General features: G+C 32.6%; 12 protein-coding genes. 4 read left to right on the forward strand and 8 right to left on the reverse strand.

From position 1 onward, the window contains the following. Nucleotides 1–9 precede the first annotated feature (9 nt). Both V8G69_RS01415 and V8G69_RS01420 read left to right on the forward strand, forming a co-directional pair. Nucleotides 10–978, forward strand: a complete 969-nt coding sequence (locus V8G69_RS01415; protein ID WP_394879916.1) for an alpha/beta fold hydrolase — start codon at nt 10–12, stop codon at nt 976–978. Nucleotides 979–1,166: 188 nt separating this feature from the next. Beyond that, nucleotides 1,167–2,039, forward strand: coding sequence for a cupin-like domain-containing protein (locus V8G69_RS01420; RefSeq protein ID WP_394879917.1), 873 nt, complete (start codon nt 1,167–1,169; stop codon nt 2,037–2,039). Between the two features lie 12 nt (nt 2,040–2,051). On the opposite strand, the gene V8G69_RS01425 is transcribed toward V8G69_RS01420, so the two are convergent. Then, nucleotides 2,052–2,525 (reverse strand): regulatory protein RecX, encoded by a 474-nt coding sequence (locus V8G69_RS01425; protein WP_394879918.1) that lies wholly within the window; start codon nt 2,523–2,525, stop codon nt 2,052–2,054. 65 nt (nt 2,526–2,590) lie between these two features. On the opposite strand from V8G69_RS01425, the gene V8G69_RS01430 reads away from it, so the two are divergent. Next, nucleotides 2,591–8,008, forward strand: coding sequence for a lamin tail domain-containing protein (locus tag V8G69_RS01430; protein WP_394879919.1), 5,418 nt, complete (start codon nt 2,591–2,593; stop codon nt 8,006–8,008). A gap of 9 nt (nt 8,009–8,017) precedes the next feature. On the opposite strand, the gene V8G69_RS01435 is transcribed toward V8G69_RS01430, so the two are convergent. From V8G69_RS01435 to gdhA (V8G69_RS01460), 6 genes are all read right to left on the reverse strand, one after another. Then, complete coding sequence (locus V8G69_RS01435) at nt 8,018–10,423, reverse strand: TonB-dependent receptor plug domain-containing protein (RefSeq protein ID WP_394879920.1); 2,406 nt, start codon at nt 10,421–10,423, stop codon at nt 8,018–8,020. After that, nucleotides 10,423–11,142, reverse strand: coding sequence for a DNA repair protein RecO (gene recO, locus V8G69_RS01440; protein ID WP_394879921.1), 720 nt, complete (start codon nt 11,140–11,142; stop codon nt 10,423–10,425). Before recO ends, V8G69_RS01435 begins: the two co-directional genes overlap by 1 nt. Then, nucleotides 11,142–13,487, reverse strand: coding sequence for a two-component regulator propeller domain-containing protein (locus V8G69_RS01445; RefSeq protein WP_394879922.1), 2,346 nt, complete (start codon nt 13,485–13,487; stop codon nt 11,142–11,144). The genes recO and V8G69_RS01445 overlap by 1 nt, the downstream gene beginning before the upstream one ends. Nucleotides 13,488–13,605: 118 nt before the next feature. Further along, nucleotides 13,606–14,943 (reverse strand): NADP-specific glutamate dehydrogenase, encoded by a 1,338-nt coding sequence (gene gdhA / locus V8G69_RS01450; protein WP_394879923.1) that lies wholly within the window; start codon nt 14,941–14,943, stop codon nt 13,606–13,608. Nucleotides 14,944–15,123: 180 nt separating this feature from the next. Then, on the reverse strand, nt 15,124–18,156 hold the full coding sequence (locus V8G69_RS01455) for a PEP/pyruvate-binding domain-containing protein (RefSeq protein ID WP_394879924.1): 3,033 nt from the start codon (nt 18,154–18,156) through the stop codon (nt 15,124–15,126). Nucleotides 18,157–18,184: 28 nt separating this feature from the next. Continuing rightward, complete coding sequence (gene gdhA / locus V8G69_RS01460) at nt 18,185–19,528, reverse strand: NADP-specific glutamate dehydrogenase (protein WP_394879925.1); 1,344 nt, start codon at nt 19,526–19,528, stop codon at nt 18,185–18,187. Nucleotides 19,529–19,728: 200 nt separating this feature from the next. Here gdhA (V8G69_RS01460) and V8G69_RS01465 point away from each other — a divergent pair, with 200 nt between their 5' ends. Further along, the gene (locus V8G69_RS01465) at nt 19,729–20,559 is read left to right on the forward strand and encodes a glutamate dehydrogenase (protein WP_394879926.1); all 831 of its coding nucleotides are present in this window, start codon (nt 19,729–19,731) and stop codon (nt 20,557–20,559) included. Nucleotides 20,560–20,568: 9 nt separating this feature from the next. Here V8G69_RS01465 and V8G69_RS01470 read toward each other — a convergent pair whose 3' ends face one another. Then, a complete protein-coding gene (locus V8G69_RS01470; RefSeq protein WP_394879927.1) occupies nt 20,569–21,708 on the reverse strand; it encodes a cystathionine gamma-synthase in 1,140 nt (379 codons plus the stop codon). Nucleotides 21,709–21,753 lie beyond the last annotated feature (45 nt).

Below are 21,753 nucleotides of genomic sequence, written 5' to 3' on the forward strand. Positions count from 1 at the left end.
TCTTCTCATATGAAACTCGTTATTTCAGCAATTTATTTAGCCTTATTTTTTATATCATCTAGTGCCTTTTCACAAATAGATCCAGATATTTTCAGCAAATTTGAATCTAAATTTTATGAAATAGATGGCTACAAAATTAATGTAGAAGTGAAAGGAAGTGGCGATCCTATTTTCTTTTTGCCTGGTGGCCCTGGCAATTCACATGATTATATGCAAGCTAATTTTGGCCAATATTACAAAACCAACACGGTTGTTTTTTTTGATTTTTTAGGAAGAGGAAAAAGTGATGATGCCAAAGACAAATCTGAGTATTCAGTTGAAAACGATACAGACCTTATTGAAAAACTTCGAATCATATTAAAATTCGATAAAATATCTGTTGTAGGGCATTCTTACGGTACAGTTCCTGCTCAGGCCTATGCTATAAAATATCCAGAACATTTAGACAAGTTATTGCTGATTAGTGGTTTTCATAGTGGTGAAATGTGGCAAGCCAATTGCGATAGTTATAACCATTATGCAAAAACACATTTCCCCGAAAAATGGAAACAAGTTGATTCTTTAAGAGCTTTAGGTTACGTGTCTAGTCAAGAGCCTTTAAAATCATTATATGCAAACATTCCAACAAAATATGTATATTATCACAATACCTCAATCATAGGAAATTCGCCTAAAGAACCTTATCGCGTTTGGAACAATGATGTTTACACGACCATTATTGGAAGAGATGGCGATTTTGATGTTAGTGGCAGTATGATTAACCAAGACTACAGACAACAATTAAAAAATGTAAAAGCTAAAACCTTAATTGTTGCTGGCAGATATGATGGTGTATCAACACCAGAATTTAATATTCAATATAAAACCTTTATGTCGCAAGCACAATTTGTGATGTTTGAACAAAGTGGGCACAATCCTTATTTAGAAGAACCTGAAAAATTCTTTCCCCTTTTTGATACTTTTTTTGGTATTAAATAAAGTGCTTTTGATTAATAAATTTTGCATTATCGATTGCAACGGGTATCCTTTTTAAATTTTTGATATTAGCATAAGGCTATCAGAAATTAAAAAAGATTTAGTGAAAAGCGCGACTTGAAAAGGAATGCCCAAATACTATTCCAAATTTAATAACGTTTTCTTAACTTTGAAATACCAAAACTGAGTTAATGGCATTGAACCTGCAAGATATTCCTAGAGTAAAAAAACTTGATAAAAAAACTTTTATTGAGCATTACTTTAAGCCACAAAAACCTGTGGTTATTGAACAGCAAATTGAAGACTGGCCTGCTTACAAGAAATGGAATTTAGAGTATATGAAAGCCGTTGCAGGTCATATCACCGTTCCATTATATGACGATAGACCTGTTGACTATAAAGACGGTTTTAATGAGCCTCATGCTAAAATGAAAATGAGCGATTATATAGATTTGCTTAAACGCGAACCTACCAGATATCGTATTTTTTTATGGAATGCATTAAAGGAAATCCCTGAACTTCAAAAAGATTTTACATTTCCCGATTTTGGAATACGCCTTATGAAAGACATACCCATGTTATTTTTCGGTGGTCAGGATTCATATACTTTTATGCATTATGATATTGATTTAGCAAATATTTTTCATTTTCATTTTGAGGGCACCAAACAAATTATTTTGTTCGACCAAAAACAAAATGATTATTTATATAAAGTGCCACATTCTTTAATTACCAGAGAAGATATTGATTTTACTAATCCTGATTTTGAAAAATGGCCTTTATTAGCCAAAGCAGAAGGTTATAAAACCGAACTTAATCATGGAGAAGTATTATATATGCCAGAAGGTTATTGGCATTACATGCGTTATATAACACCGGGATTTTCAATGAGTTTGCGAGCTATTGCCAGAAATCCGATAAATTTTAGCAGGGCCGTTTATAATTTATTGATCATGCGCAATTTTGATAATGCTATGAGAAGACTTCAAGGGCAACAATGGATTGATTGGAAAAACAACCAAGCTATTATACGAACCCATAAAAGAAACGGAATTAGTGTATAGAACAATAGCACTTTATTTAATAAGCTCATTGGCTTTATCGTACACCAAATGTGATTCCCATCCGCGGTATAAAAAGTAATCAACAAACTTCTTCTTTTTCTTTAATACATTAGGTTCTTTAATAGAAAAAATCACTTTCTCGGCTAACTCATTCAAAACCCTAATGTATTCATCATCAGAAATTTCTGAAAGTGCGTTGTTTATGTTGATTTTGTTTATATCTTTACTTTTCAGTTCAAAAGAAAGACGCGCTTTACCCCAATATTTATATTTAAACTTACCCCTTACAAATGCTTTGGCAAAACGTTCTTCATTTAGAAAGTTATGTTTCAAGAGGTGTACAATAATTACGTCAATTGCCTCAGGAATCATATGCATTTGCTTAAGCTTTTGTCTAACTTCTTGATGACATCGTTCTTGGTATGCACAAAAATGCTCTAATTTTTTAGTAGCTTCTTGTACCGTATATGTTTTTTTGGTTTGCATAGACCCAAAAATAACAATTGAAACAATAAGAATAATAGTTTAACCCCAAAGTTTGGATTTAACTTATGAATAAAAAAATTACTTCAATAAAAATATTATGTTTTTTAGTTACTCTTTTAGGAGTTATAAATTTTGGGTTTGGGCAGATTAATATTACTGGGTTAGGTGCCGGCAACACTTACACACAAAATTTTAATACGTTAGCAAATACAGGAACTTCCAACACTTTACCTGTTGGATGGAGTTTTTCAGAATCAGGTACAAATTCTAACACTACTTATACAGCAGGAACAGGTAGTGGAGCAGATGGTGATACATATAGCTTTGGGTCACCTTCAAGTAGTGACAGAAGTTTTGGTGGTTTACTATCAGGATCTTTGATTCCAACCATTGGTGTTAGTTTTACAAATAATACTGGTTCTTTTGTCTCAGAGTTAACTATTTCTTTTACAGGTGAACAATGGAGACTAGGTGCAACAGGAAGAGTTGATAGATTAGATTTTCAATATAGTACAAATGCAACTTCATTAACTACTGGTACATGGACAAATGAAGACAATTTAGATTTTATAGCGCCAACTACTATAGGAACGATTGGAGCGCTTGATGGTAATACGGTAGCCAATAGAACTTTTATGACATTTACAATAACAGGTTTAGCAATTGGTGATGGTTCAGTATTCTGGTTAAAATGGAATGATTTTAATGCAACAAGTAGTGATGATGGCTTAGGTATTGATGATTTTTCTATTTACGCAATGGGGTTAACCGACAAAGTAGATTTTTGTAGTGTAGATTTTCCAGAAAACGGAACTATTATAGATGGAGGGAATTTTATTGTTTATGGACAAGCTTATGAGCCTGGTGTTACAGAAGCAGTAGGTCAAGCTATAGGCTTAAATGCTTGGATTGGTTATAGTTTAACAGACGCTTCTACTATTGCAGATTTTATCTCTCCTGATTGGACCTGGGTTGATGCAACATTCAATTCTCAACAGGGAAATAACGACCAATATGAAGCCGAAATTGGTTCTTTGCTTTCTTCTGGAGCTTACTACTATGTGAGCAGATTTCAATTGAATGGAGGTCCTTACACATATGGTGGAAAAACACCTGCAATGTTAAATGGAGGTAATTTTTGGAATGGTACGAATTATGTGTCTGGAGTACTTACGGTTGAAGCCGACCAAGTTGATTTTTGCAATTTAGATTATCCGAAAACAGCAAGTATTACCACCGGAAGTACATTTAATATTTATGCCCAAGCCTACGAACCAGGTATAACAGATAGTGCCGGACAAGGCTCTGGTATCCAAGCTTGGATTGGCTACAATACTATTAATGAAGATTACGAACCTTGGCAAACTTCTGGATGGATATGGATAGAGGCAACTTATGGGTCTGATGAATCCAACGACTTTGGCAATCCAATAGCCAATGATCAATATGTAGCAGAAATTGGATGTGGATTGCCTGCAGGAATCTATTATTACGCTAGTCGCTTTCAGCTTAATGGAAGTAATTATAGTTATGGAGGAATAACTTCTGATAATGTTGGCAATTTTTGGACTTTAAATACAATTAATAGTGGAACTCTAACCATTACAGATCCTCCTTTGGCTAATGTTGTGATTACCGAGATTATGTATAATTCCTCAGGAACCGATGATGAATGGATAGAGATTTGTAACTTATCGGGAAGCTCACAAGATATTAGTAATTATATTATTAGTGTTGAGGGAACTCCTAGATTTACATTTCCATGTGGTACAACCATTGCAAATGGTTCATGTGTTACTATAAATCTTGGTGATGGAGGTGGACCAGAATTTAATTTCGATTGTCCCTTTACTGCTGACTATTCAAATAGTTTAGGAACTGGAACTTTGGGCAATACTAGTGGTACAATTACATTAAAAGCATCTAATGGAGCTATATCAGACACTGTAACTTATAATAATAGTGACGGAGGCAATGGCAATGGCAGTTCTTTACATGTTATAGATGTAACCCAAGATAACTCAGATACTGCAACAAACTGGCAGGAAGTAGCTTATGGTGGTTCATCTGGTTTAAACTCTTTATTGCCTAGTTGTTTACCTTCAGTTGTAGAAATAAATGTTGAGGGCAATTTAGGGACATTCCCTAATATACCTGATGACAATACAAATAGCAATATCCCCAATGGAACAAACAACACCTTGTTTTCAACTCAATTCATTGGTTCCTCACAATCAAAATCATATAGAATTCAGAATTTAGGTGGTCTTGATTTGACCATATCTAGTATATCTATTAATGGTACAAATCCAAATGACTTTTCAATTACTCTAAATCCGATAAGTCCCATAATTTATGGAAGCCCTACTATATTGGAAATTACTTTTGTTCCACTGTCACCTGGAGTTAAAAATGCAATTATAACAATCAACAATAATGATTCTGATGAAAATCCATATACATTTAACATAAGAGGAACCGGATTGTGTGTAGCTGGAAGCAATACCATCACGCCAAGTTCTGGTCCAGAAGGAACTATTGTTACTGTAACAGGAACAAATTTGACTTCTGCTTCAGCTTCATTTAATGGTTTATCAGCTACCGTTAATCATATCTCTTCAACCGAAATGGAGGTTGTTGTTCCAAATGGAGCTGTCACTGGCAATCTAGAAATTATTGATGATCAGCCCTGTACAAGTATTATCCCATTTACGGTAATTGACAATCAAGTAAGTAGTTGCGAAGGAGGTTCTTCACTAACAGAGATTTTTATTAGTGAAATCACCGATGCAACATATGGAGGTCTATCATATATTGAGTTGTATAATCCTAGTAATGGAGATATTGACTTATCTAATTATTCCATTGACATTTATATTAATGGCAATACAGATCCTTTAGATACCGGAAAATATAAAACACAAGCTTTAAGCGGAACCATTCTGGCAGGACAAACCTTTGTAATATCAACCGGATATTCAGGAAGCTATAATTGTGATGGACAGCCAGGGGGCGATAGCTCATATAGTAATTTTAATTCTACAACTCTTGGAGGTATTAATAAAGAAGCGAACAAACATGATTACATTGCATTATTAAATTCTGGTAATCTTGTTGATGAATTTGGTGTTTTTGGAGATTCAGATTGGATGGATACTTTACATACAACTGTTTCAGGCGATAGAGGTTTTGATTTCAAACGAAAAAATACGGCTACTTCATTTTCTGACCCTTTTGATGATAATGATTGGGATATTATAGATTGGATAGGAACTGGTTTAGCATCTTGTGGGACTAATGACTATTCTGATATTAGTGTTTACGATTTTTCAACAGGAACGCCACCATCCATTACTACACAACCTATAGCTTCCTCATCAACTTGCGATTTAACTGCAACATTAACAGTTGAAGCAGATGAAGGTTTTGTTGGGAATAATCCTCTAGCATATAAATGGTATTATTCTAAACCTGGAGATGTAAGTTGGACAATAGTACCTAATAGTTCCCCTTACAGTGGAGAAACAACAAATGTGCTGGATATTTCTAGCACAATAGGATTAAATGGTTACCAATATTATTGCCAAGTTAGAGAAAATACAGCAACCTGTTATAAAGCGTCAAGTGCGGTGAGACTCAACGTCTATAGTACCACTTGGGATGGATCAACATGGTCTAACGGCGCACCAACCATAGGAACTATTGCTACATTAAATGACGATTATGATACCACATCAAATGGTGATTTTAGCGCATGTGGCTTAACTGTAAATAACGGTTTTACTTTAAATATTGCAGACGGTAATTTTGTAGAAGTGGAAAATGATCTAACCGTTAATGGCAATATTATTGTGCAACCTAAAGGCTCTTTTGTACAAAATAATGATGATAGCGTTGTTGGTGGTGCTGTTTTAAGTGATAAAACGAAAATAGTGGTTAATAAAAACACGGCCTCTCCAGCAAATAATTGGTACGAATACACATATTGGAGTTCTCCTGTTGAAGGTGAAACTATTGCTGATGGCTTATTTGAATCGACAACCAACAGACGTTATATTTTTAATGCACAAAACTATTTAGATCATTGTGCTGAATCAAATAATGATAATAATTGCATACCTGGTTTTCAAGACAATATTGATGATGATGGAAATGATTGGCAATGGGTAAATGGAGCTACGGTTATGAAACCTGGCATTGGTTATGCATCTACACATGATGCTATAATTTTTGGAAGCACCCCTGGTTGTCCAGGTACTTCATGTAGCATCGAATATACATTTAATGGACCTTTCAACAATGGAATCATTACAGTCCCTGTTTATAGAAATGACTCAGAATTTAATGACAACAACTCAAACCTTATTGGAAACCCTTATCCTTCTGCCATTAGTGCTGATGATTTTTTTGATTTGAATGTGTATAATTTCAGTTCAAACCCTGATGGAGCTTTGGAAGGTGTAATTTATTTATGGTCTCAAAATACCCAACCTTCTGCAACGGCAAATGGTAACCAAGGTTTAAATTTTTCTGAGCTAGATTACGCTGTGATAAATGGTATTGATGGAACAGCTGGAGGAGATAAGGTAATACCAAATCGGTTTATTCCTTCTGGTCAAGGGTTTTTTGTAAACTATTCAAATTATGGTGGGGCATTAGCTGTTAATGGAGACATCGTAACAGGTGAAGTTATATTTAATAATGCTATGCGGGTAACCGGAAATAACAACCAGTTTTTTAAAGCATCCAATTCTAAACACTCAAAATCAAATGAAGATTACAATAAATTGTGGGTAAATTTAACCTCAGATATTGGGGTGTTTAATCAAATATTAGTGGGTTATGTTAATGGTGCTACAAATGATTTTGACGGGATGTATTATGATGCTCCTAGAAATTTAACTCCAAAAACAGCAGCAGCTTTATATTCTTTAATATCAGATAATCAATCAAAATATGTTATTCAAGGGAAAAATCCAAACAGTTTAAATCTTAGTGAAGTTATCCCTTTAGGATTTTATACTGCTATTACTGGGGCTACATTATATAACCTATCAATAGCCCAATTTAAAGGCGACTTTTTTAATACGAATGCCATTTATTTAAAAGATAATTTAATGAATACTGTTCATAATTTATCTGAATCAAATTATACGTTTACTTCAGAAATTGGAGAGTTTAGAGATCGTTTTGAAATTGTCTTTCAATCTGAAACATTATTAGACATAGAAGCTCAACTAAATTCAAATAAGCTTACGGTTATTGAGCTTAATGACGGGAGTGTTGAATTTAAAACCAATAGTAATTTAATTATTAAAACGGTTAAAATCTTTGATGTTTTAGGAAGAACGCTTTATCAATTAAAAGGATCTAACTCTTCAGAAATATATAATCTTTCTAATTTAAGTCAGTCGACCTATATTACAAAGGTTGAACTTTCTAACGGGCAAATTGTTACCAAAAAAACTTTAAAAAGAATATAAAGTTTGTTTCTATAAACTATATTTTAACGCCAAAATAAAATTTCTGCCTGCAGCAGCAATACCAGACGAATACGTTTTATAACGTTGGTCAGTAATATTCTCTAAACTAGCAGTAATTGTCGCATCTTTAGTTAATTTATATTGTGTTCTTAAATTTAAAGTAACCCAAGATGGCGCATATGGATTTCCATTTTTATCAGATGCATAGATGTAATCTTTTTCAATTTCAGAAGGGGCCAATTGATTGTAAGATAATTCATTATTGTAATTTGTAAACACATCTATTTTAAAGGCATTTGTATCCCAAACTAAATGTGCATTTCCAAAATTTGGTGCTGCATGACGTAATGCTGTTTCGGCTCCGTTATCATCTTCTTCTGTTCCGCCTATAACATTATATTGTGAAGTAAGTTTTACTTGTTTGCTGAAACGTAATTCTAAACCTGCTTCAAATCCATAAACCCAAGCTTTTGCGGCATTTTGTATGGCTTGAACTTTACTTAATTCACCATCATATATAATTTCTGTAGATCCATTTAAATTATAATCTCTTCTAACCAATGCATTGTCTAAATAGGTGTAATAGGTGTTTAAATTAATAATAAAAGTGTCATTGAAATTAAGTTTTAATCCCAAGTCACCACCATAAGCATATTCTGGTTTTAGGTTTTCATTTGGAACCACAACCGATCCAGGTTCAGAGTCAAATATCTTACCTATATCATCAATATTAGGTGCTCTAAAAGCTGAAGATGCATTTAGTTTCCATTGTAATATTGGGTTTGGTGACCAACGTATCCCTGCAGTTCCAGTAAGTGCTCCTGAAGTGTTTTTTGAAGATTCAAACGGTAAATTTAAATACTCATTATTTTCTTTAAAATTTGCTTTGGACATGATATGATTAAAGCGTAAGCCAGATTGAAACACAAACTTGGTATTTGGTTTATATTTTATACTGGAATACACAGCGGCAGATTGCCAGTTGGCTCCATTAGGATATCTTGATACGGTTGGTTCTATCATATTTGTGGCAATGTTTTCTTCATCTCCAAGAGACATCACGTTATTAAAAACATATTCAAAACCATAGTAAAGCTGTGTTTTTGAACTAAGTCTTTTTTCTAAATCTAAATTAAATGTGTAAGCATCTAAAGCCTCATCACGAATGTTTCTTATATCAGATTGAAAGTTTCTATCTACTCTGCTTTCTTGAAAATTTTGATACGCTAAAGTTAATTTAACTTTATCATATAAGTTTGAAAGACTACTGTATTTAGTAATTTGAGCATTTGCCATAAACCATTGTTGTGGACCATAATACCATTCTGCAGAACGCAAATCATTGCCTTTGTAACGTATCAATCTATCATAACGCGGCATGTTGGATGTTGTGGTATAATAAAGGCCTAAATCAAAACTTAAACTATTATACGGTTCAAATCTTACTTTTTGCATGATGTTATATTGATTATACCCAGATTGCCTTTGTACCAAAGGATTGCTGTTCTGTACCATAACATCTTCATTATTTATTCTGGCAACAAAATTGGGTCTTAGATAATCATTTGGTCCATGACTTCCCATTCTTAAGTCATTAAAAGAAGTATAGCTTACATTGGTTAAAAACGCCCATCTTTTTGAACCAATATTAAAATCTAAATGCCCCGTTTTTTCATTGCTTGCTGTTGCATACCTTACAATAGCATTGGATTTAACTTGAAGAGAATCTGTATATGAAAGTTTTGGCTTTTGAGTATAAAAACTCATAACACCACCAATGGCATCACTACCATAAATTATGGATCCTGAACCTAAAGTGACCTCTGTGTTTTGCACTGAAAACGGATCGATAGAAATTACATTTTGTAAATTTCCGCCTCTAAAAATAGCGTTATTCATACGTACACCATCTACCGTAATAAGCAACCTGTTTGTTGAGAAGCCTCTAATCATTGGACTTCCGCCACCAAACTGGCTTTTTTGTATATAAACTTGACCTACGTTTTCAAGCAAATCTGCACTGGTTTGAGGGTTTACAAACTGTATATTATTTGAATTAATACTTGCAATTTTTTGTGGAATATCTTTTTTATTTTGTTCAAAATTAGATGCAGAAACAACAATTTCATTCAGATCTTGTGTTTGAATATCTAGGTAAACAACATTTGTTTTTTCTATTTGGGATTTTTCAAGTTTTTTAACTAAATAAACTACATGTTGAAAATAAATAATTTCATTAGAAGAAAACTCATCTAAAAAGGCTTCTCCGCGTAAATTAGTAATGGTGCTTTTTGTTTTATCAGCATTATAAATTGCAACCCCATAAATGGGTTCATCTGTAATTACGTTAAGCACTTTAACCTGTTGTGCATTTAGTGTTATTGTAATAAAAAAAAGAAAGTAATTTAATTTCATTAACTAAAAACTTGATTTAATACTTGTAATGACTTTAGTTTTTTAAAATCACCCATATGCAATTCATAGTAAAGTAACAAAACATTTAAGAATGATTGCCTCTGTTTTGATGATATTTTTATGTTAGATAATTCATCAAATTTAATGCCTAAAAACTGTTTTAATAATATTATATTTTCTCCTGAAATGGCATAAATTCCTTGAAGATTAGATTCAAATTTTCCATCCTGTAAATTGAAATAATCATGTTCCAAATGAATTCTTTCTGGATAAAAACCTAAGTATTTTGTTAGGTTAAGTACAAATAGCAAATGAAAGTTAGAACATTCGGAATTTGAATCTAACCAAAGCAGTGTGGTTTCTAAATAGCTAAAAAGTGTTTCGTTTTGTTCTTCTTCTTTTAAGGTATTGGTAAGCACTTCAGATAAAAACATAACAATAGAGCTTTTTAGAATATTGGAATGTAAGCTACTGTATAAATGATTTATTCTAGATTCTTTTATAGTGTGTAAAGACCTGTTCGGATTGTAATCAATAACCAATTGTAACTGTGAAAGCAACTGAAAATATGCTGTTTTAGTGAGCCCTTTTTTACTTTTTAAAACACCTCGTAACAAAAAACTTAAGACTCCAAATTGCTTTGTGTAACACTTTACAATTAAATCGTTATCACGGTATCTTATTTTTGAAAGTACTATTGCATTGGTGGTAACAACCATTATCTGACTACCATTAACTTTAAAACCCTTGTTTCAAAAGTATCTAAATCTGAAAGCATGACCAAATAAACTCCAGATGCTACCACATTATTAGCAAGATTTTTGCCATTCCAATAAGCTGTACCTCCATCTATCTCAAGGTTATAGCCTCTGTATCGCAAATTGGTTCTTGATTGTGCTTCGGCAACCAAATTTCCCTCAATATCTGTAATTTTAATATTAACATTTTCCGAAATGTCTTTAATTTTTACCTTTTCTTCAACAATATTAAAATTTGGCCTTACAGGGTTTGGATACATATAAGCACTTAATAAATCTTCTTGCGGGCCAGAACTTCCTGAGAGAAAAGATACCAGACCATTATCGGTTGCCATGTAAACAACCCCAGAAGTATCATCAATAGAAATATCTACAATATTATCAGAAGGTAATGGTGAATTTGTTTTTGTAAAATGATAAATGGTTTTTTGTCCGTCTGACGAAACATAAAAAACGCCAGAACCTACCGTTCCAATCCATTTGTTGTTTGAACCATCTACTTCAATGGCAGAAACATACTGCTGATAAAGAAGTTCTTTGGCGATTCCGTCTTCAAGTATTATGACTTCTTCAGCTTTTACATTTTCATCATTAAAAACACCAGACGTATTATATAAAACTCTCAATCCTTTTTGTGTACCAATCCATAGCTGATTTCTTTTATCTATAGCCAAAGCTGTTACATGATTATTAGGCATATTTTTATCTTCCCCATTTATGCTTTTTATTTGAGGATTTCCATTGCTTTCATTAAACCCAATAACACCGTGCGAAAAACTTCCCCCCCATTTGGTGTTATCATCCCCAATTACTAGTTCTCCATAACCATTATCATCAAAACCATCAGAAATAACGCCCGTTAAAGTATAGGATTTCCATTGTCCATTACTAGGATCATAAGATTTCAAAGGTTTATCAACCAAACTGGACACTGTCCATAACAATCCATTGTTATCAAAAGCTGATGGGCCAACTCTAATATCTATATAATTTGGGTCGGTAGGTAGAACTAAAGATTCTAAACCACTATTTGTTTGATTATACAAAACCGTTGGAACTTCTTCATTAACTTCCAACAAACCACTAAAAAAAGAACTGATAAATACTTGATTAATATTGCTAGGATTTATAGATATAGTGTTTAGACATTTAGCTGTTAAAACGTCACTGTATGGTGTATTTATCCAATCTTCATTTTTTAAATGACTAACCCCATAACTATTTAATGGATAAGGATTGAAGTCGTAAGTATAATCTCCAAACGTTACCCAAAGGTTGTTTGGTTTCGCTTTAATTGAAAATGGTTTGTTTAAAAGTGGTCCTATTGGGTGAATTTCTTCAAATAATGACGTGGGCATTATTGCTGTTTTTAAAACGCCATAATCTTTAGTTCCAATATAAATATATTCACCATTTACAACTGCAGAAGTATAATTTGTACTAAACTCACTATTCATTGAAACTTGAGACAAAAGCGCAAAACTTGAATTATACACATACACATTACTTCTTGTTGTAATTACCAAATTGGCATCTACAGACTTAACGTCTAATGGTGGGCTATTATATAAAAATAGCTCGCTCAATATATCGTTATTTACCTGATAAATCCGGTTGTTTGTTCTAACGGCATACAGATTATTTTCAACTGCTTCAACTGCCAAAAAATCACCTGATATAACTACCTGCCAATTTTGAAAATCTATTAGGTTTGGATTGGAAAGAAGTGCTTTTCTTAAACCACTTCCGTCTTGACAAGCTGCATAAATATAATCTCCAAAAATGGCTGTTTGCAAAACTTTGGTTTGAACTCCAGAATTTCCAATAAAATAGGTGTCACCAAATTCTAACTTGTCAAGGTTATAAACCGAAATTCCAAAATTTGTAGCGACATAAACAAGGTTCCCATTAGGGTTAAAATGATTGATTCTTTTGCTTGTAGGAGGAATTGTGGTTTTATCTAAAATATCAACTATGGTAAGTATACTATCATCGTTATCAAAAGCAATTTCAATAAGTCCATTTTCATATCCAATCATTAAAAGTTGATAAGACTCATCATAATATATTGTTGAAATTTGCTCTCCAGAAAGTCCATTAATGGTTGTAATTTCTTTTATTTCGTTAGTTAAAATATCATAACTAAAAACAGCATTTTCTGAAGCAGCATAAATTTTATTGTTCCCTTTTACAACATCTTTAATATTATTGTATGAAAAATAGCCTTTCCATAATGCTGAATAGTCTTGAGCATATTGAACAAAAGGTGTAAGAAAAATGATTAATACAATTATTCTCTTAAACATAGAATTTTTTTAACTTTCAAATATATTTATATCTAACGAGTTTTAATTAAAAATGATATAAATAAAACAAAAAAGCCTTCTAAAAAAGAAGGCTTTTTTGTTTTATTAAAAGTTTAGCTTATACTATTCCTTGATCTAACATAGCGTCTGCTACTTTAATAAATCCAGCAACATTAGCTCCTTTTACATAGTTTATATATCCGTCATCTTGTGTACCAAATTTAATACAAGCTGTATGTATTGATGACATCATTTGATGTAGTTTAGCATCAACCTCTTCGGCAGTCCAATTCAATTTCATTGCATTTTGTGACATCTCTAAACCAGAAACGCCAACACCACCGGCATTAACAGCTTTTCCTGGTCCGAAAGGAATTTTTGCTTTATGTAAGGCTTCTATAGCTTCTGGAGTACATCCCATATTAGAAACTTCTGCAACATATTTAACACCATTAGCTATTAATTTTGCAGCATCTTCGCCATTTAATTCATTTTGAGTTGCGCTTGGCATAGCAATATCACATTTTACTTCCCAAGGTTTTTTACCTGCAATAAATTTAGCTTCAGGAAACTCTTCAGCATATGGAGAAACAATATCATTATTAGTAGCTCTAAGAGCTAACAAATAGTCAATTTTTTCTGCATCTAATCCTTTTTCATCATAAATATAACCATCAGGGCCAGAGATAGTAACCACTTTGCCTCCTAATTCAGTTACTTTTAAAGCAACTCCCCAAGCTACATTACCAAACCCAGAAACAGTTACTGTTTTGCCTTCAAATGAGTCATTATTAGTGGCTAACATTTCATTGGTGAAATATGTAGCTCCAAAACCTGTAGCTTCGGGTCTAACTAAACTTCCTCCCCAATTAAGTCCTTTTCCTGTAAACACACCTGTATTTTCTTGTTGAAGCTTTTTAAACATTCCATACATGTATCCTATTTCTCTTCCACCAGTTCCAATATCTCCAGCTGGCACATCAGTATTTGGGCCAATTACTCGCCATAATTCAAGCATAAAAGCTTGACAAAAACGCATAATTTCGGTGTCTGATTTTCCTTTAGGATTAAAATCTGAACCTCCTTTGGCTCCTCCTAAAGGTAAAGTTGTTAGTGCATTTTTAAAAGTTTGTTCAAAACCTAAAAATTTAAGAATGCTTAAATTTACACTTGGATGTAATCTAATACCTCCTTTGTATGGACCTATAGCGTTGTTAAACTGTATTCTGTAACCTAAGTTAACATGAACTTGACCTTCATCATCGAGCCAAGAAACTCTAAATGTTAAAACACGATCTGGCTCAACTAATCTTTCAATGATTTTTGCTGATTCATATTGTGGATTTTCATTATAAATACTTTCAATTGATTCTAATACTTCATGTACCGCTTGTAAGTATTCCTTTTCACCAGGATGCTTGGTTTCAAGGTTTGTCAAAATGTTTTTTACATTCATAATCTTTAAATATAAAAGTGTTTAAAATATAGTGCAAAAATACCAATATTAAAATCAATAATTCATAATTTAAATCCGTATTTTTTGTTAATTCAATAAATTAATATGTGATTTTAGAATGAGTGCTTTTTTATGGGAATTTTAAAATAATTAATAAGTTTAAACTTGACTTAAATTAAATTACATAAAACCTTCTGGAGGTAAATCATCTATAGAATCTTCTAATGACTCTTGATGTTTATTAATTTTAATTCCTGATTTATAGATAGCAGCTTTATTGCTTTTTCCTTCAATAATAATGGTTAATGGCTCTTTAAAACAAATATGCCTTAAATATTCATCTTCATAAATAGCTTCTTGTTGATTTAAATAATTTAAATCAAAAAAACCGTCGTCCATAAAAGGATTAATTGTAAAATATCCCACTTTAAAAGAGGTCAGATTTTGAAAAAAATGTGTGCCTTGACTTGGGTCTATCCTAAAATCGTTTAAACCTGCTTCAACAATTATTTTTGCTGAAGAAATTTGAGGCCAAATTACAGGAATACCCAACCAAGGATCGCTTGAACCCCATCGTCCTGGGCCAACTAAAATGTATTGCTGATCTTGTTCAGAAAACTTTTTATTTATTTTCTCGACTGCTGCAGCTATTTCTCTTGTATTTGCAGGGTTGAATGTTTCTGGTTTTACATAAACAAAATTTCTTATATGGTCATAAGTACCGTTACCTAAAGCAGATTCTGAATAAATAATTGTTTCATTAATGTTAAAATCCTTGGGCAATTCATTATTTGTAACAACACTTTCTATAATTGGTCTTATTTGTAAAAAACTGAATATTCTGGGTTGTCCTTTTGGAACATCTAAGTTTACTGCAAACTCTATCTCAATAGGGTTACGCATTTCACGTTGTCCAATGTGCAATAAATCCTTTAAAATTTCTGGTAACGGAAATGTATCGTACTTTAAAACATTATCAAAAGTTACAACTCGTATTCCGTCATGCAAAACACCTGGTCTGATAATATTATTTTGCAAATCGTAAGTTGAAGCTACAAACTTTAAAGAAGGATGGTTTTTAGCTTGCCTTATGGTAACCTTCTTTTTGTTTACCGATTCACTTGTTGAAACTTTATAGCTTTTAGGATCTAGATCCAACCCATAAAAATACTGTTGAGTATCTCGTTGGGTAGAGTCTGGCGATGATAATTGCAACACTTTTTTAGGATGGTATGGAGAAAAACGTAAACTATGTCCGCCACCAACTATAATTTCACCTAACCCTAAGGCAATATTAGCTATTCCCTCATTTGGCTTTTCATTTCCTATGGGATAAAAATTAATGGACCTGGCTACTCCAGAAATATTTGGATAATAAATATCGTCATATTTTTTACCTGTTAATTCCTGAAGAATGACAGCCATTTTATCTTCTTCTATGGTATGGGCCGTTGCCTTTAAATATGCTTTACTTGCTTGAAAAAAAGCCGATGCCATAACCGATTTAATAGTATTTGACAACATTTCAAGCATGTTGCTATTGTTCGTGTTTGGAATCATATAAGTTGCAAACACACCCGCAAAAGGCTGAAAATGAGAATCTTCCAAAACACTTGAAGACCGAACTGCTATTGGTCTTTTTACAATATTTAAAAATGCCTGTACATCATCTAAAACCCATTTTGGCAAAGGGTAAGAAATAAACTTATTTAATATTTCTTCATCATCATTTGAACTGGCTGCAAACCTAATTAAGTCATGTTGTTCTATAAATTCATCGAAAACTTCTGTACTTATAACAACTGTTCTTGGTATTGAAATGTTAACATCTGCATATTTTTTAAATAGTTTATGGCGTTTTAAAAATGAATCTATAAAAGCTAATCCACGTCCCTTTCCACCAAGAGAACCTTCTCCTATTCTTGCAAAACCTAAGTACTCATCATACTTATCCTTATCAAATTTTACAATAACTCCTCTAGACCTATAAATACTGTAAACCCTTATCGCTTCGATTAAGAAATCTCTGATTTGTTCAACATCTTCAAAATCATCATACTCAACATTACTAAACAAATTTGCCAACGGAAATAAAGCCCTGGATTTTAACCACTTAGAATATTCACTTCGTTTGGCATGATAGGCTATGGATTCTTTTGTAACCGTTTTTAAAGCCTTTTGCAATTCACTTAGATTTTTAACAACCTCTAAGACTTTCATTTGTTCAGGGTCCCAGAACTCAAAATCGCCAAATGAAAAATATTTATTGATATAGTTTTTTAAATCTGTACCTAAAGTTTCAGAGTGTTTGTATAAAAATTTTCCTTTTAATTCCAGCGCCCTAGCTTCATTATTACTGTCTGATGATTGAATTAAAAATGGAAAATAACGTTGTGAACTTCGCACATATTTTAAAAATTCAAAACCTGCTTGTGGGTCTCTTTTACCATCTTTAAAATAATTCACATCAGAAATTACGCCTAGTAAATTGCTTTTATATTTTTCAAAAAGTTCTAAACCCTCTTCGTAAGTAGTTGCCAAAAGCATTTTTGGGCGCCCTCTCATGAGCATCATACTTCTGTGCTCATTTAACCCTTCAGACATAAAAGAATGGGTTTGCTTTAATAGAATTTTATAAATTAAAGGCAAATACCTTGAATAGAATTTTAAAGAATCTTCTACCATTAAGATAGCTTTTACACCAATTTGATTAATGTCTCTTTTGGCGTTCATTCTATCTTCTGTCAATTTAATTATTGCCAAAAAAATATCGACATTTCCATTCCAATGAAAAACAAAATCAATAATGCCTTTATTGCCCTTTTGTAATTTACTTCTTAGTTCAGAAGAATAAAAACTTAAAGCTGCTATTGGAACCTCAGGAAAAGCTCCTTTTATTTCTTTTGAAGTTTCAAAAGCATTATAATTACCTATATCTAACCATGTTATGACCAAATCAATTTTAACTTCGGTCATTAATTTTACTGCTCTTTTTGCAGAATTTGCATGTATAAAATTGGGGGGAAACCTTAAATTTAAATCTGTATATTCATTAAAAATCCGTTCATCAATTCTACCATCCTCTTCTAACATATAATAATCATAGTTAGAACAGACTATAAGAATTTTATTAATTCTGTTTTGCATTAATTCACCAAATGCAACTTCTTCGAATTCGTAGTTTCTTAAATCTGGTAAGGGTTTTTTATGCATTTTTGTTTAAATATAAGAAAATCTTTCTTTAAACAATTCCTTGAGCTAACATGGCATCTGCCACTTTAACAAAACCTGCTATATTTGCGCCTTTTACATAGTTAATATAACCATCTTCTTCAGTACCAAACTCTATACATGAATCATGAATATTAGACATGATGCTTTTCAGTTTCAAATCTACTTCATCTCTTGTCCAGTTAAAACGTAAAGAGTTTTGAGTCATTTCTAAACCTGAAGTTGCTACACCACCAGCATTTGAAGCTTTTCCTGGCGCATATAAAATTTTAGCTTTTTGAAAAGTATGGACTGCCTCAATAGTTGAAGGCATATTGGCACCTTCGCTAACACAAATACATCCATTACTTAAAAGCATTTTAGCGTCTGCTTCATTAAGTTCATTTTGTGTTGCACAAGGTAAGGCAATATCGCACTTAACAGCCCAAGGTGTTTCTCCTTTTACAAACTTAGCATTTGGATATTTTTCTGTATACTCACTTATTCTGCCTCTCTTAACATTTTTCAACTCCATAACGTAAGCTAATTTTTTTGCATCAATACCTTCGGAATCATAAATATATCCCGAAGAATCTGACATAGTCAATACCTTGGCACCTAATTGAAGTGATTTTTCAACAGCATATTGAGCTACATTTCCAGATCCAGATACCACAATATTTTTACCTTTTAAATCTTGCCCTTTGGTTTTTAACATATTTTCAGCAAAATAAACAGTTCCATAGCCTGTAGCTTCTGGTCGTATTAGAGAACCACCCCAAGATAATCCTTTGCCTGTTAAAACACCTGTAAATTCATTTTTTAGTTTTTTGTACATTCCAAAAAGGAATCCAATTTCTCTAGCTCCAACACCAATGTCTCCTGCAGGAACATCTGTATTTGCACCAATGTGTCTAAATAATTCACTCATAAAGGAATGGCAAAAACGCATAATTTCATCATCTGACTTACCTTTAGGATCAAAATCACTTCCACCTTTTCCACCACCCATTGGAAGCGTAGTCAAAGCATTTTTAAAAACTTGTTCAAAAGCTAAAAACTTTAAAATACTCATGTTTACAGTTGGGTGAAAACGTAAACCACCTTTAAATGGCCCAATAGCTGAATTCATTTGAATTCTATATCCCCTATTTACTTGAATTTCACCAGAATCATCTACCCAGCAAACCCTAAAAGTTAAGGCTCTTTCTGGTTCTACCATTCTTAATAGAATATTTCTCCCATAATAAATATCGTGTTCAACGATGTATGGAATTACTGTTTCTGCAACTTCCTGAACTGCTTGTAAAAACTCAGGCTCTTGGCCGTTTCTTTCTTTTACAATGTCTAAAAACGCTTCAATATTAGTTTTCATTTATATAATTTTATGTTACTAATTATAGATTATGTAATTTTATCTGACAAAGATAAGATATCCTTAAAAAATAATTGGTTTTTTTTTGAATTTCGCAATTAATAATTTTTCATTGTTTCATGCGTTTTTATATTTGTTTGTTTCTAAATTCCGTTTTTATATATTTGTCTAGTAAGTGCCTCAAAAAAACAAACCTTATTATGCTTAACTTGAAATATTTAGCTGCTACTTTTTGCTTGTTTGTTTTAACACAAGCTGCTTATTCGCAGTTAGGTTTTTCTCATGAAATAGGTGTTATTGCAGGTCCTGTTGAATTTAGATCCGATTTTGGAGGCCGTAATGAAGAACGAACAAACCTTGGTAATTCAGGTATTGGTATTGGAATTATCCATTATATAAGTTTTGCATACAGTGCGGATTGCAGCTGCTATACTACAGATACCTATTTTAATGATCATTTTAAACTAAGAAGTGAACTATCTTGGAACAGAACAAATTTAGACCATCATGGTTTTTGGGTACAACCTGATAAAGTTAGTGCGAATGCAGATAAGCTAAGGGCACATCATGGTGTTGCAGAAAATTTTGATATTGGGATGCAATTAGAGTATTTCCCTTTAAGTATTCGTGCCTTTCAAGATTTTGCTTTCAGATTTGCTCCTTTTGTTAGTCTTGGGGCACATTACACAACATCATCTCCTCAAGCCAGCACTACTTATGGCGATGGTGATATTTATAATCCAGATAACATTTATTCTTTTTGGTATAAGGATGATTCTTACCTTCCTCCTGTTCCTAGTGGTCAACAAAGGGAATATCCTATCAATTTACAACAGCAAAGTAATTGGTCTTTGGTAACTAGTGTAGGTGTTCGCTATAAGCTTACCAAACTTTCTGATTTGATGCTTGACTTAAGATGGCAATACTATTTTAGTGATTGGATTGATGGATTTAATCACAGATTAAGTTATAATAAATTTAATGATTGGCTGATTTGGCTAAATTTTGGTTATGTATATTATTTAGATTAAAATATTACATCAATCTAAAGCCTGTTTTAAATCTGCCAATAAATCATCAATATCTTCTATTCCTACACTCAATCTAATAAGAGAATCTACCACTCCTGTTTTTTCACGTTCTTCTTTTGGAATACTGGCATGTGTCATACTTGCTGGATGACCACAAAGTGATTCAACACCTCCTAAAGATTCTGCCAAAGTGAAAATCTTTAATTTTTCAATAATTTTGATAGCTTCTGAATAGTTATTCCCTTTTGTTGTAAAAGAGAGCATTCCTCCAAAATCTTTCATTTGAGATTTTGCAATTAGATGATTGGGGTGGTCTTCAAATCCTGGCCAATACACATTTTCTATTTTTGGGTGCTTCTTTAAAAACATAGCGACTTCTCTTCCATTTTCACAATGACGTTGCATTCTAACATGCAATGTTTTAACACCACGTAATACCAAAAAACTATCTTGTGGACCACAAATAGCGCCACTGGCATTTTGAATAAAGTATAGTTTATTTGCCAATTCTTCATCTTTAACTACCAATGCTCCCATAACAACATCACTATGTCCTCCTAAATATTTTGTGGCAGAATGCATTATAATATCGGCTCCTAAATCAAGTGGTTGTTGTAAATATGGAGATGCAAATGTATTATCAACCGCTAAAAGAATTTTATGCTTTTTTGAAATCTCTGCTACAGTTTTAATGTCAATAATATTCATCATCGGATTGGTCGGTGTTTCAACCCAAATAAGCTTGGTGCTTTTATTTATATATGCTTCAATATCCGCAGCATTTTGCATACTAACAAATTGGAATTTTATTCCAAAGTTTTGAAAAATTTTAGTGAATAACCTAAAAGAACCTCCATATAAATCATTGGTTGAAATTACCTCATCACCAGGTTTTAATAGTTTCATAATAGCATCAATAGCGGCGAGTCCAGAACCAAAGGCCAATCCAAAATTTCCATTTTCCAAACTTGCAAAAGCCTTTTCTAAAGCATGGCGTGTAGGGTTGTGGGTTCTAGAATATTCATATCCTTTATGTCCACCAGGAGTTGTTTGCGCATAAGTGCTGGTTTGATAAATAGGTGGCATTACAGCACCATACGCTTTATCGTGCTCTTGTCCGCCATGAATGGTTTTCGTGTTGAATTTCATTATAAAATGGTTTTATACAAATGTAGTTTTAAATTCGGTGTATTC

Origin of the sequence: Gaetbulibacter sp. M235 (genome assembly GCF_043876835.1) — a bacterium.
Classification (GTDB): domain Bacteria; phylum Bacteroidota; class Bacteroidia; order Flavobacteriales; family Flavobacteriaceae; genus Yeosuana.

Bases quoted from the DNA above. Each gene is read 5' to 3' on its own strand.
- gdhA (WP_394879923.1), bottom strand. From the start codon at position 14,943: ATGAATGTAAAAAACATTTTGACAAACCTTGAAACCAAGCATCCTGGT.
- V8G69_RS01420 (WP_394879917.1), top strand. From the start codon at position 1,167: ATGGCATTGAACCTGCAAGATATTCCTAGAGTAAAAAAACTTGATAAA.
- V8G69_RS01445 (WP_394879922.1), bottom strand. From the start codon at position 13,487: ATGTTTAAGAGAATAATTGTATTAATCATTTTTCTTACACCTTTTGTT.
- V8G69_RS01435 (WP_394879920.1), bottom strand. From the start codon at position 10,423: ATGAAATTAAATTACTTTCTTTTTTTTATTACAATAACACTAAATGCA.
- V8G69_RS01415 (WP_394879916.1), top strand. From the start codon at position 10: ATGAAACTCGTTATTTCAGCAATTTATTTAGCCTTATTTTTTATATCA.
- V8G69_RS01470 (WP_394879927.1), bottom strand. From the start codon at position 21,708: ATGAAATTCAACACGAAAACCATTCATGGCGGACAAGAGCACGATAAA.
- V8G69_RS01465 (WP_394879926.1), top strand. From the start codon at position 19,729: ATGCTTAACTTGAAATATTTAGCTGCTACTTTTTGCTTGTTTGTTTTA.
- V8G69_RS01430 (WP_394879919.1), top strand. From the start codon at position 2,591: ATGAATAAAAAAATTACTTCAATAAAAATATTATGTTTTTTAGTTACT.
- recO (WP_394879921.1), bottom strand. From the start codon at position 11,142: ATGGTTGTTACCACCAATGCAATAGTACTTTCAAAAATAAGATACCGT.
- gdhA (WP_394879925.1), bottom strand. From the start codon at position 19,528: ATGAAAACTAATATTGAAGCGTTTTTAGACATTGTAAAAGAAAGAAAC.
- V8G69_RS01455 (WP_394879924.1), bottom strand. From the start codon at position 18,156: ATGCATAAAAAACCCTTACCAGATTTAAGAAACTACGAATTCGAAGAA.
- V8G69_RS01425 (WP_394879918.1), bottom strand. From the start codon at position 2,525: ATGCAAACCAAAAAAACATATACGGTACAAGAAGCTACTAAAAAATTA.